The sequence below is a fragment of the Microvirga yunnanensis genome (assembly GCF_025460875.1).
In genome coordinates, this window is sequence record NZ_JAMXFI010000005.1 from 111,366 (window position 1) to 124,006 (window position 12,641).

Annotated in this window: 13 protein-coding genes; 12 read left to right on the forward strand and 1 reads right to left on the reverse strand. The window is 67.8% G+C overall.

The genetic code is table 11. From position 1 onward, the window contains the following. The first annotated feature begins 17 nt into the window (after nt 1–17). The 12 genes from NF876_RS04305 to NF876_RS04360 all read left to right on the forward strand — a co-directional run bounded on the left by NF876_RS04305 (nt 18) and on the right by NF876_RS04360 (nt 11,466). Nucleotides 18–1,433: an SPOR domain-containing protein gene (locus NF876_RS04305; protein ID WP_262267609.1), complete on the forward strand. Its 1,416-nt coding sequence runs from the start codon at nt 18–20 to the stop codon at nt 1,431–1,433. Nucleotides 1,434–1,491: 58 nt separating this feature from the next. Continuing rightward, nucleotides 1,492–2,511, forward strand: coding sequence for a beta-N-acetylhexosaminidase (gene nagZ, locus NF876_RS04310; protein WP_262267610.1), 1,020 nt, complete (start codon nt 1,492–1,494; stop codon nt 2,509–2,511). Between the two features lie 40 nt (nt 2,512–2,551). Then, entirely contained in the window at nt 2,552–3,352 is an 801-nt protein-coding gene (locus NF876_RS04315; protein ID WP_262267611.1) for a segregation and condensation protein A, read from the forward strand. Nucleotide 3,353: 1 nt separating this feature from the next. After that, nucleotides 3,354–4,073, forward strand: coding sequence for an SMC-Scp complex subunit ScpB (scpB, locus tag NF876_RS04320; RefSeq protein ID WP_262267612.1), 720 nt, complete (start codon nt 3,354–3,356; stop codon nt 4,071–4,073). After that, the gene (locus tag NF876_RS04325; protein WP_262267613.1) at nt 4,070–5,194 is read left to right on the forward strand and encodes an ABC transporter ATP-binding protein; all 1,125 of its coding nucleotides are present in this window, start codon (nt 4,070–4,072) and stop codon (nt 5,192–5,194) included. The genes scpB and NF876_RS04325 overlap by 4 nt, the downstream gene beginning before the upstream one ends. Nucleotides 5,195–5,251: 57 nt before the next feature. Continuing rightward, entirely contained in the window at nt 5,252–5,494 is a 243-nt protein-coding gene (locus NF876_RS04330; RefSeq protein ID WP_262267614.1) for a twin-arginine translocase TatA/TatE family subunit, read from the forward strand. A gap of 73 nt (nt 5,495–5,567) precedes the next feature. Next, complete coding sequence (gene tatB, locus NF876_RS04335; protein ID WP_262267615.1) at nt 5,568–6,200, forward strand: Sec-independent protein translocase protein TatB; 633 nt, start codon at nt 5,568–5,570, stop codon at nt 6,198–6,200. After that, nucleotides 6,197–7,000: a twin-arginine translocase subunit TatC gene (gene tatC, locus NF876_RS04340; RefSeq protein WP_262267616.1), complete on the forward strand. Its 804-nt coding sequence runs from the start codon at nt 6,197–6,199 to the stop codon at nt 6,998–7,000. Before tatB ends, tatC begins: the two co-directional genes overlap by 4 nt. 105 nt (nt 7,001–7,105) lie before the next feature. Then, complete coding sequence (gene serS / locus NF876_RS04345) at nt 7,106–8,467, forward strand: serine--tRNA ligase (RefSeq protein ID WP_262267617.1); 1,362 nt, start codon at nt 7,106–7,108, stop codon at nt 8,465–8,467. A 1-nt stretch (nt 8,468) separates the two neighbouring features. Further along, on the forward strand, nt 8,469–9,233 hold the full coding sequence (gene surE / locus NF876_RS04350; RefSeq protein ID WP_262267618.1) for a 5'/3'-nucleotidase SurE: 765 nt from the start codon (nt 8,469–8,471) through the stop codon (nt 9,231–9,233). A 13-nt stretch (nt 9,234–9,246) separates the two neighbouring features. Next, nucleotides 9,247–9,930: a protein-L-isoaspartate O-methyltransferase family protein gene (locus NF876_RS04355; protein WP_262267619.1), complete on the forward strand. Its 684-nt coding sequence runs from the start codon at nt 9,247–9,249 to the stop codon at nt 9,928–9,930. A 483-nt stretch (nt 9,931–10,413) separates the two neighbouring features. Further along, on the forward strand, nt 10,414–11,466 hold the full coding sequence (locus tag NF876_RS04360) for a M23 family metallopeptidase (protein ID WP_262267620.1): 1,053 nt from the start codon (nt 10,414–10,416) through the stop codon (nt 11,464–11,466). A gap of 100 nt (nt 11,467–11,566) precedes the next feature. Here NF876_RS04360 and NF876_RS04365 read toward each other — a convergent pair whose 3' ends face one another. After that, nucleotides 11,567–12,442: an ATP-binding protein gene (locus NF876_RS04365; protein ID WP_262267621.1), complete on the reverse strand. Its 876-nt coding sequence runs from the start codon at nt 12,440–12,442 to the stop codon at nt 11,567–11,569. Nucleotides 12,443–12,641: the final 199 nt, after the last annotated feature.

The window sequence follows — 12,641 nt, forward strand, 5'->3', positions numbered from 1 at the left end:
AACTGGAGATCCGGCGCATGAGCGAATCACTGAAGCCCCGTTTTGCCGTCGACCTCACCGAGATCGAACGGCAACTCGCCCAGGCGGGCACCCCGCATTCCCAGCCGGTTCCCGCCGGGCGGACCGATCCGCTCGCGGAATTGGCCCGAATCGTAGGGCAAGACGACCCTTTTCAAGCCATTTTGGCCAATGACGGGTCCGCCCGCCAGCGGCCGCAGAGTTCTTCCGCCGACGATCTTTTTGCCGTCCGCGACACCATGCCGCAAGCCGGGCGGCCGGTGACGTCGCGGGCTCCTCAGACAGTGCTCGCAGGCCCTTCCTTCGAGCAGGGCTCGTATTCCCAAAGCACCGAGCCCGGCTACGCCCATCGGCCCGCCCACCAGGATCAGGACGGATACGGCAACGAGGCCTATGCCCAGGACTACTACGCCGATCAGGCCGGGCAGTATGCCGACCAGGACTATGACCGCGCTCCGGATTACGCGCCGGTCCAAAAAGGGCGCTCCCGCAAGGGCGTGGTCGCGATGGCGGCCGTGGTCGGCGCCCTGGTGCTCGGTGGCGGCGGCGCCTATCTGGCGTCCGGCTCGCCCTCGATCACAGGTGGCGAACCTCCCCTGGTGAAGGCGAGCAGCGAGCCGACGAAGGTGCAGCCGCAGAATCCCGGCGGCGTCGAGATTCCGAACCAGAACAAGCAGATCTACGAGCGTGCCAATCAAAGCGGGGCGACCAAGGTCGTCAACCGCGAGGAGCAGCCGGTCGACGTGCAGCAGGCCGTGCGCATGAACGGAAGCGCGGTCGCGGATGCGACCGGGGGCACCGTCCCGGGCGGCGTAGTCAAGCCTCATCAGACGGCGAGCCTGAACCTCGGGGAGCCGAAGAAGGTCCGGACCGTCACGATTCGTCCCGACGGGACGGTGGCGGGGTCCGAGCCGTCAGCGCAACCCACCTCGTCCGCCGCCATGACCCTGCCGCCGCAGGCCCAGGCGACTCCGACAGCCCGTGCGCCATCGGCTCCCGTTCAGGTCGCGTCGGCCCAGCCCAGGCCGGCAGCCAGCACGCCCGCGGCGCCCGCAGCCTCGACGCCGACGCCGCGTCCGGTCGCTGCGGCTGCCACCCCTGCGGCCACGCCGGCACCCCAGCAGGTCGCCTCGGTTCAGCCCATTGCTCCGGCCGCGGCGGAGACGACGCCGACGGGCGGCTTCTCCGTCCAACTCGGCTTGGCGAACTCGGAAGCCGCCGCGCAGACAGCCTTCGCGTCCTACCAGCGCAAGTATTCCGACCTGGAGGGCAAGCCCGCTCTCATCCGCAAGGCCGAGGTGAACGGAAGCACGATCTACCGGGTCCGCGTCGGGCCCCTGTCGAAGGAGGACGCCTCCTCCCTTTGCTCCAAGCTCCAGGGCCAGGGTGGACAATGCTTCGTGGCGAAGAACTGATCGAGCGTGGCCGCTGAGAAATGTTGACCCTGCCGAGCAGGGGCCGTAAGGCGCGGGTATGACAACCCGCGCCTTTATTGCTGGATGCTCCGGCCATGACCTCACCCCCGACGAGATCGCGTTCTTCAAGGAGGCGGAGCCGTGGGGCTTCATTCTCTTCCGCCGCAATGTGGAGAGCCCGGAGCAGGTGAGGGCGCTTTGCGCTTCCCTGAGGGACGCGGTCGGACGCGCGGATGCTCCGATCCTGATCGACCAGGAGGGCGGCCGGGTCCAGCGCATGGGGCCGCCGCACTGGCCGAAATACCCGTCCGGCAGCACCTACGGGCGCCTTCATGCCAACGACCCGCTGGTCCAGCGTGAGATCGCCCGGCTCGGGGCGCGCCTGATCGCCCACGACCTCCGGTCCGTGGGGGTTACGGTGGATTGCCTGCCGGTTCTGGACGTGCCGTCGCCTGGTGCGCACGACGTCATCGGCGACCGGGCCTACGGCAGGACGCCCGATCAGGTCGCCATTCTGGGCCGCGCGGCCGCCGAGGGGCTCATGGCCGGAGGGGTCCTGCCGGTGGTCAAGCACATGCCCGGCCACGGCCGGGCCGGCGCCGACAGCCACCTTGCCCTGCCGGTGGTCGAAGCCTCCCGCGAGGAGCTGGAGAGGCACGATTTCGCTCCCTTCCGGATGCTCACCGACATGCCGCTCGCGATGACCGCGCACGTGGTGTACACGGCGCTCGATCCGGACCACCCGGCCACGACATCCCGCATCGTCATGGAGGAGATCATCCGGGGCCATATCGGCTATGACGGGCTGGTGATGACCGATGACCTGTCCATGCGCGCTCTCTCGGGCTCGTTCCGGGACCGGACGGAGGCGGCCTTTGCCGCGGGCTGCGACATGGCCCTCCATTGCAACGGCAGCATGGACGAAATGAGCGGGGTGGCCGAGGCCGCCCCCGCGCTCGAAGGAGATTCCCTCCGTCGGGCTAACGCTGCGTTAGCTCGCATCACCCATGATCCGGAGCCGCTGGATCCTGTGGATGCCAGGTCCAGGCTCGATTCCGCGCTTGCGATGATCGCCTAAAGCTTATGAAGCTTCGAACCTCATGAGTTGAGCAAGGTCCATGGCAAACCCTTTACCCTTCGAGGATGTCGAACGCACGGAGCGGGCCGAGAGCGAGCCCACCCTGCTGGTCGACGTGGACGGGTTCGAAGGACCGCTCGACCTGCTGCTGGAACTGGCCCGGCGCCAGAAGGTGGATCTTCACCGCATCTCGATCCTGGCGCTGGCCGAGCAGTACATCGCCTTCATCGAGGAGGCGCGCCGCATGCGCCTCGAGCTGGCGGCGGACTATCTGGTGATGGCCGCGTGGCTCGCCTACCTCAAGTCACGCCTCCTGCTGCCCGAACCGCCGAAGGGCGAGGAGCCCAGCGCCGAGGATCTCGCCACGGCGCTCGCCCTGCGCCTGCGCCGTCTGGAGGCGATCCGCGAGGCCGCCAAGAAGATGGGGGAACGCGCCTGGCTCGGCCGCGACGTCTTCGCCCGCGGGGCGCCGGAGCCCGTGATCGTCAACCGGAATTCCCGCTACGAGGCGAGCCTCTACGATCTTCTCAAGGCCTATGCCCGGCAGCGGCAGATCCAGCTCAACGCCAGGGTGTCCCTGCACAGGCGGACCGTCTGGTCCCTGGTCGATGCGCGCGAGGCCCTGGAGCGCCTGGTGGGTCACCTGAGCGACTGGGTGACCCTCGATACCTATCTCGTGGAATTCATGGTCGAGCCTGCCATGCGTCCGACCGTCCTGGCCTCGGCCCTGTCCGCCACCCTGGAGATGGTGCGCGAGGGCAAGCTCACGGTCCGGCAGGATGAGGCCTTCGCTCCGGTCTGGGTCAAGCCGGTGGCGGATGCGGCCCCGGCAGGAATTTAGGATGCTGCCCGACATGCAGGACGATACCGGCCCCACCCCCGAGACCGAGGCTCCCGAGGTCAGCCACGTCCCCGATCACGGCGAGGCCATGCGGATCGCCGAGGCGCTTCTGTTCGCCGCTCCCGCGCCCCTGAGCGCAGAGGAGCTGAGAGGCCGGCTGCCGGAGGGCGCCGACGTGGAGAGGATCCTCCAGGACCTGACCGAGTTCTACGCGCTGCGGGGCGTCAACCTCGTCCGGGTGGCCGGCAAATGGACCTTCCGGACCGCGAGCGACCTGTCCTTCGTGCTCGCCCGCGACGTGGTCGATCAGCGCCGGCTCTCGCGCGCCGCCATGGAAACCCTCGCGATCATCGCCTATCACCAGCCGGTGACCCGCGCGGAGATCGAGGAGATCCGCGGCGTCGCCACGTCCAAAGGGACGGTCGATACCTTGTTGGAGACGGGTTGGATCCGGCTGAGGGGGCGCAGGAAGGCGCCCGGCCGCCCCGTGACCTATGGCACGACGCCCGGCTTCCTGGAGCATTTCGGGCTCGACGCCATCGAGGATCTGCCGGGTCTCGAGGAGCTCAAGGGTGCGGGCTTCATCGAAGGACGCGTTCCCTCCGACCTCTCGGTGCCGACGCCTTCCGACGCGGAGGCCCTGCGCGAGGACGAGGATCCGCTCGAGGACGATCCCCTCCAACCCCTGGACATGCACCAGACCGAGGCGGATCAGGAATGACCGAAAGGCCCGCTGCGTCGGCCCGCGACCGATTCCGCCTGCCCCGATGGGGGCAGCGGGGCACGGCGGGTGCGTCGATCCCGGCCCAGCTTACCTTCGAGACCATCGTCCAGGCCTACGATACGCAGCGCGCCCTCGACGGGGTCTCGCTCACCATCGAGCCGGGGGAGATCATCTGCCTGCTGGGTCATTCCGGCTGCGGGAAGACTACCCTGCTGCGGATCGCCGCGGGGGTCGAGGCGCCGACCTCCGGCCGCGTGCTCATGGACGGGCTCGAGGTCACCGGCCCGCGGGCTTTCGTGGAGCCGGAGCGAAGGGGCATCGGGCTGATGTTCCAGGATTACGCCCTGTTCCCGCACATGACGATCCTGCAGAACATCATGTTCGGTCTCAAGGACCTCTCGGCCGCCGAGGCCGGGATCGCCGCCCGGCGTGCCCTGTCGCGCGTCGGACTCGAGCATTATGCCGGGGAGTACCCCCATACCCTGTCCGGCGGCGAGCAGCAGCGGGTGGCGCTGGCGCGCTCGATCGCCCCGCGGCCCGGCGTCCTGCTCATGGATGAGCCGTTCTCGAATCTCGACCGGCGCATGCGGGATGCCATCCGGGACGAGACCGTCGCGATCCTGAGGGAAACCGGGGCGACGACCATCGTCGTGACGCACGATCCGGAGGAGGCGATGCGGATCGCCGACCGGATCGTCCTCATGCGGGCCGGCACGATCATTCAGCAAGGCGACGCCGAGGAGATCTATCGGCGTCCGGCCAATCTGTTCGCGGCCCGCTTCTTCTGCGATTTCAACGAACTCGAGGGTGTGGTGCGGAACGGCCGGGTTTCGTCTCCCGTCGGGCTCTTTCCGGCGCCGCATCTGGCGGACGGTCCCGCGATCGTCTGCGTGCGGCCCCAGGGGGTGAGGCTCAAGCCGGCGGGCTTCTGCCTCCCGGGACGTGTGGTGTCCCGTCGCTTCCTCGGCGAAGTCGATCTCCTGCACATTGACGTGCCGGGGCTCGATCGTCCGCTCCAGGCGCGCATTCACGATCCCGCCGGTGCGACGGAGGGACAGGATGTGGGCATCGAGATCGATACGAAGGATGTCCTTGTTTTCGCCGCCTCCGACGCATAGGTTGGCGACGAGTTCATATTGAAAGACCGCGCCTTTTCGGGCGCAGGAGGAATTGCCATGGGTGGCACGAGTATTTGGCACTGGATCGTCGTGGGTCTGATCGTCGTCCTGCTGTTCGGACGCGGGAAGATCTCCGACATGATGGGAGACGTCGCGAAGGGCATCAAAGCCTTCAAGAAGGGCATGTCCGAGGACGATACCCCGGCAAAGCCGGTGCAGCCGTCGGAGCCCGTCCGGACCATCGACCATCAGGCCGGCGCTCCCACGAGCGCCGCGACGACGGACCACAAGGTCGGCTAAGCTTCGTGCGCCGCCGCCATTCGCGGCGTGTCAGTACGCGTGAGTACGTAAAGGGCAGGTTCGAGGCCACGTCATGTTGGACATGAGCTGGGGTGAGATCATGGTGATCGGCGCCGTTGCGCTGATCGTGATCGGCCCGAAGGATCTGCCCAAGGCCCTGAGGACCGTCGGGCAGGTGACCGGAAAGCTTCGCCGCATGGCGGCGGAGTTCCAGGGCCAGTTCAACGAGGCCATGCGCGAGGCCGAGCTCGACGAGGTCAAGAAGCAGCTCCAGGGCGTGAACGAGTCCGTCACTTCCATCGGCAGCACGAACTTCAACCCGATCCAGACGATCCGGGACGAGCTGAAGACGTCGATCGAGGCGCCTGAGAAGGCCCCCGAGCCGGCGACAGGGCCGGATGCCGCGCCCGTGCCGTCCGATCAGCCGGTGTCCCCCGAACAGCCGGTGCTGGTGGCCGACGTGCCACCGCCTGCTCCGGCGGCTTCCGACGCAACGGTCCAGGCCGTCGTGGAGGGTCGGGCGCCGGATCCCGAGGATTCGCGTCCTGCGGATCCGCTCGTCGACCTGCCGACGCCCCCGACGGTCGATCCTGCCGCCGAGATCGCCGAGTCCCTGCGCCGCGAGGCGGAGTACGAGGCCCAGCAGGCGGCCCTCGCCGAACAACTTTCAGAACAGCCCCGAAAAGCGGACGCAAAAGCCGGATGACCACCGCCGTTGAAGAGGATGAGGTCGAGGCATCGCGCGCGCCTCTGATCGAGCATCTGACCGAGTTGCGCTCGCGCCTGATCAAGGCGCTTGTCGCGTTCGTCGCGATGTTCTTCGTCTGCTTTGCCGCCGCCAAGTACATCTACAACGCGCTGGTCTGGCCCTACGTCCTGGCGGTCGGCTCGCCCGAGAGGGCGCATCTCGTCTATACCCACGGGCTCGAATATCTGTTCACGCAGATCCAGGTCGCGGCCTTCGGCGCCGGTTTCCTGGCTTTTCCGATCATCGCCATCCAGGTCTACAAGTTCGTGGCGCCAGGCCTCTACAAGAACGAGCGCCGGGCCTTCGTGCCGTATCTGATCGCGACCCCGGTCCTCTTCGTCATCGGGGCGGCCTGCGTCTATTTCATCGCCATGCCGCTCCTCATGCGCTTCTCCGTGGGGATGCAGCAGCTGGCCACGGATACCAGTCCCAGCATCGAGTTCCTGCCCAAGGTCAGCGAGTACCTGTCGCTGATCATGACGCTCATCTTCGCGTTCGGCATCTGCTTCCAGCTTCCGGTGGTCCTGACCCTTCTGGCCCGGGCCGGGATCATCGATTCGCAATTCCTCAAGGATAAGCGCCGCTATGCCGTGGTCATCGTGTTCGTGATCGCGGCGGTTCTCACGCCGCCGGACGTGATCAGCCAGTTCGCCCTTGCGGTCCCCACCTTGCTTCTTTACGAGGCATCCATCTTCTCCGTCACCATGGTCGAGAAGAAGCGTGCGGAAGCCGAGGCCGCGCGCGCGGCAGAGGAGTAGGGGCCTCGACGAGGTCCCTCGCACCGGCCGCCATCCTCGGCAAGAGTTGAAGGGGCGGTCTTGTTCTGACGGGCGGGACTGCCTGACGAAGCAGGTCCTGATCCCATGCACGACATCCGTTCCATCCGCGAGAACCCCGCGGCTTTCGACCAGGGCCTCCGGAACCGGGGCATGGAGCCCCAGTCCGCGCAGCTGATCGCCCTCGACGACCGGCGCAAGAGCGCCGTTTCCGCCCTCCAGGCCGCTACCGAGCGCCGCAATGCCCTGTCCAAGGAAATCGGCCAGGCCAAGGCGAAAAAGGACGAGGCGCGGGCCCAGGAGCTGATGGCCGAGGTCGCCAGGATCAAGGAAACCACGCCGGATCTGGAGGAGGCGGAGCGCGCCGCCGAAAAGGCCCTGTTCGAGGCCCTGGCGGCGATCCCCAACATTCCCAAAGAGGATGTCCCGGTCGGAGCCGACGAGCACGGCAACGTGGAGCGCCACCGCTTCGGCACGCCGCCGACGCTCAACAGCGCCAAGCAGCACTTCGAGCTCGGCGAGGCCCTCGGCCTGATGGATTTCGAGACGGCCGCGAAGCTCTCCGGCTCGCGCTTCGTGGTGCTGAAGGGCGCGCTGGCCCGGCTCGAGCGGGCGCTCGGACAGTTCATGATCGACCTGCACACGACCGAGCATGGCTACACGGAAGTCAATCCGCCGCTGCTGGTTCGCGACGACGCGATGTTCGGCACGGCGCAGCTGCCGAAATTCGAGGACGACCAGTTCTGGGCCTTTCCCGGCAACACGTTGGAACAGGTCGTGCAGGCGGCGCTCGAGGGTCGGCCGCCGGAGGCCATCGGCCGGATGATCAAGGACACGCGCTATGGCATGATCCCGACCGCCGAGGTCACGCTCACCAATCTCGTCAGGGAGCAGATCCTTTCGGAAGAGCAGCTTCCGCTGCGCTTCACGGCGCTGACGCCGAGCTTCCGCGCCGAGGCCGGCTCCGCCGGGCGTGACACCCGCGGCATGATCCGCCAGCACCAGTTCGTGAAGTGCGAGCTCGTCTCGATCACCACCCCGGAGACGTCCGCCGACGAGCACGAGCGCATGCTCACGAGCGCCGAGAACGTGCTGAAGAAGCTGGAGCTCCCGTTCCGCACCATGACGCTGTGCACCGGCGACATGGGCTTCTCCTCGACCAAGACCTACGACATCGAGGTGTGGCTGCCGGGGCAGGGCATGTACCGCGAGATTTCGAGCTGCTCGGTCTGCTCGGATTTCCAGGCCCGCCGCATGAACGCGCGCTACCGCGCCGCCGGCGAGAAGCAGCCGCGTTTCGTGCACACGCTCAACGGCTCCGGTCTCGCGGTCGGCCGCACGCTCGTGGCCGTTCTGGAGAACTATCAGAACGAGGACGGCAGCGTGGCGATCCCGTCGGCGCTGCAGCCCTACATGGGCGGGATGAAACGAATCGAGCGTCAGGCCTGACATGCGCATTCTCTGCACCAACGACGACGGCATTCATGCTCCCGGCCTGAAGACCCTGGAGGCGATCGCCCGCAACCTGTCGGACGACGTGTGGGTCGTCGCCCCCGAGACCGATCAGAGCGGCGTCGCCCACTCCCTGTCCCTCAACGATCCCCTGCGCCTGCGCGAAATCTCAGAGCGGCACTTCGCCGTGAAGGGCACACCGACGGACTGCGTGATCATGGGCGTGCGCCACCTCATGCAGGACGCGAGGCCCGATCTCGTTCTTTCCGGGGTCAACCGGGGCCAGAACGTGGCGGAGGACGTGACCTATTCCGGCACCGTGGCGGGGGCCATCGAAGGTACGATCTTAGGGCTTCCGTCCATCGCCCTGTCCCAGGCCTACGGACCCGGCACGCGCAATGCGCCGCGCTGGCACTGCGCCGAGCACCACGGCCCCAAGGTCGTGCGCCGCATCCTCGAGGCCGGCATCGACAAGGGTATCCTGGTCAACGTCAATTTCCCGGATTGCGAGCCCGACGAGGTGGAGGGAACGTCCCTCGTCAACCAGGGGCAGCGCACGCAGGAGCTCCTGCGCCTCGACGAGCGCCGGGACGGACGCGGCAACCCTTATTTCTGGATCGCGTTCGAGCGCCGGCCGTTCACGCCCGGCAACGGTACCGATCTGTGGGCCATCGCTCATCGGCGCATCGCCGTGACGCCGCTGCGGATCGACATGACCGACGAGCCGACGCTGACGCGCTACGCGCAGGCCTTCGGCCGATGAGGGTGCCGGCGCAATGAACCAGGACATGCCGTTCCTGCCTGATGCGGAGGCCCGCGACGAGCAGGAGGCGATCGGTGCTGCGTCGTTCATCCTGTCCTTGCGCGCCAAAGGCATCCGAGACACGGCGCTGCTGCGCGCCATGGAACTCGTGCCCCGCGAGGTGTTCGCCCCGCGCCGCTTCACCGATCTCGCCCGTACCGACGTCGCCCTGCCGCTGCCCTGCGGTCAGACCATGACGGGGCCGGCGACGGTGGCGGCCATGCTGCTCGCGCTCGGCGTCCAGCCGGGGCAGCGCGTGCTGGAGATCGGGACCGGAAGCGGCTACGTGACGGCGCTGCTGGCGAGGCTCGGAGCCGAGGTTACGAGCGTCGAGCGGTTCAACACCCTGGCGGAGAGCGCCGCGCAGCATCTCAAGATCGTGGAAGCGGGCAAGGTCCGGCTGGAGGTGGGCGACGGACTGGCAGCGCGCGTCCGGGATCGCTTCGACCGCATCCTGCTCAACGGCGCACGGCCCGAGATCCCGCAGGCCGTCACGTCTCTCCTCGCTCCGGGCGGCCGTCTGATCGGCGCCCTCACGAAAGAAGGCGTCCCCCATCTCGTGCGGATCGAACGCGACGCGGACGGCGCCCTGATGCAGACGATCGGGGCGGCCTTGCGCATTTCGCCTCTCGTCACCGGCATCGCGGCGACCCTCTAGCGCACCGTGCGAAAAAGTGGACCCGGTTTTTCGCGTCGAACGGTGCGCCGGCCAAGAGTGGAGCATCGGACAATCGGGATCACCGGGGCGAGCCCGGTGATGACGTGAGAGGGTGGTGCGGGCCGGTGATCACACCCACCCACGTCATGGCCGGCCTTGTGCCGGCCATCCCGATGGAGACAAGCGCCGAGCCTCACCGCATCGAGATCACCGGGACAAGCCCGGTGATGACGTCGAGGGGAGAGACGGCTATGCCGATTGTCCGATGCTCGAGGCATCGCGCCGAAAACATGTCCACTTTTCGGTGGGTTCCAACCCAACCGAATTTTTTTCGGACAAGGTTACGGGAATCCGCGCAACGTCAACCGATGCTTAACCTGAACAGGCTTTTAATGGCTTCATCGAGTTGCGTTCGGTTGGGGTTGAGTGATGCGGTTGCGTGTGTGTTCTGGGCATTGGGTTGCGGTGTCGCGGATCGCCTTGGTGGGGTTGATCGGCAGTGCGGCGGCGGCCTGCAGTACCGATAGTGCACGGTTCGCCGAGAACCCGTTCTCCAACCCGTTCGCGGCCAGCGAGCGCATGGACGCCACCGCGTCGTCCTCGCCGCAGCCGGCGCCGTCCTACGCTCCGGCCCCGATGCCGACGCCGTCGGTTCAGGCCCAGGCCCTGCCGCCCGTGCAGTCCCAGCCCCTGCCGCAGCCCACCCGTATCGCCGCCGCTCCCGCACCGATCCAGCCGCGTCCCGTGCCGGTCGCTCACTCGGTCCCGGCGCAGCCGGCCAGCCAGCCGAAATTCCGCCTCGTCGACACGTCCAGGACTCCGGCCGCCGCCACGCCGGTTGCCGCCGCCGAGCCGGTGAAGCGCGTTCGTCCGGGCATGACGACGACCGCTCAGGCTCCGGCTCCGGCCGCGCCTGCTCCCGCCAAGTCCGCCCCGATGCAGGTCGCGTCCGCCACGAACGAGCCGCTGGTGTCCGCCCCGAAGCCTCTGGCGCCCGCCCCGAAGCCTCTGGCGCCCGCGCCGAAGCCGGTCGTCGAGCAGCCCAAGGTGGCCGCCCTGACCCAGCCCGAGCCGGTGAAGCCGGCCGTCATTCAGCCGGCCGCGCCGGCGCCGCAGCCGGAGGCCGCGAAGGCTCCGGTCGCCGAGCCCGAGCAGACCGCGAGCGTGTCCGGCGATTTTCGCTGGCCGGCCCGCGGCCGGGTCATCGCCGGTTTCGGCGCCAATGGCGGCAACGAGGGCATCAACATCGCGGTTCCCGAAGGCACGCCGGTCAAGGCGGCCGAAGCCGGCACGGTGACCTACGCGGGCAGCGAGGTGAAGGGCTACGGCAACCTCGTCCTGATCAAGCACGAGAACGGCTTCGTCTCGGCCTACGCCCACAACGGCTCGCTCAACGTCAAGCGCGGTGAGCAGGTGAAGCGTGGCCAGGTGATCGCCACCTCCGGCCAGACCGGCAACGTGACCTCGCCGCAGCTCCACTTCGAGATCCGCAAGGGCGCCCAGCCGGTCGACCCCATGAAGCACCTCGGCGGCTGATCGGATCAACGGTTCAGGTCAGCTTTCGCCTATCGAAGCTGGTCGAATGAGGGGACGGTGGAGCTCAGCCACCGTCCCCTTGTCGATTCAGAGCGCCTTGTCAGAGCGCCTTGCCGAGACGGCCGGCCAGGTCCTGGATGAACTGCCAGGCGGTGCGTCCCGAGCGTGCGCCGCGGGTGGTGGCCCATTCCAGAGCCTCCGCGCGGACGGAGTCGCGGTCCGTCTGGAGGCCCAGATGGTCGACATAGGCGAAGACCATGTCGAGATACTCGTCCTGGCTGCACTTGTGGAAGCCGAGCCAGAGGCCGAACCGGTCGGACAGGGAGACCTTCTCCTCGACCGCCTCGCCCGGGTTGATGGCGGTCGAGCGCTCGTTCTCCATCATGTCGCGCGGCAGCAGGTGGCGCCGGTTCGAAGTGGCGTAGAAGATCACGTTGTCGGGCCGGCCCTCGATGCCGCCTTCCAGCACGGCCTTGAGCGACTTGTAGGAGGTGTCGTCCGCGTCGAACGAGAGATCGTCGCAGAACACGATGAAGCGGTGCGGATCGGCCCGCAGCAGACCCATGAGGTCGGGCAGGGTCTCGATGTCCTCCCGGTGGATCTCGATCAGCTTGAGGGGGCGGGCATCGGCCCCCTTGCCATGGTTGATCTCCGCATGGACCGCCTTGACCAGGGACGATTTGCCCATGCCGCGGGCGCCCCAGAGCAGGGCGTTGTTCGCCGGCAGGCCCCGCGCGAAGCGCTGCGTATTCTCCGCCAGTTGGTCCCTGACCCGGTCGATGCCGCGCAGGAGGCTCATCTCGACCCGGTTCACCTTCGGCACGGGGGAGAGCCTGCGGCCGGCCGCCTGCCAGACGAAGGCATCGGCTCCGGTGACGTCGGCGTGAGCCGCGGTGGCCGGGGTGAGGCGCTCCAGGGCCTCGGCGATCCGCGTCAAAAGCGCCAGGGATTCGGGGGAGGTGATGTCGGCGGGCATGGGATCTGACTTCAAGAATAAGTGAGGCAAGGAAGGCGTGCTTAGCGCATTTTTCGGCGAAGGGGGATCCGGCTCGGGAGCAAAAAGCCGCCTCCTGAAGGGAGAGGCCGGATCGGGGTCGCGGACGCGCCGCGCTGCGAAACCGGCCGTGCGCCCGACGGGCGGAGGGCGGCAACCCCGCAGGAGCCTTGGGAAAGGC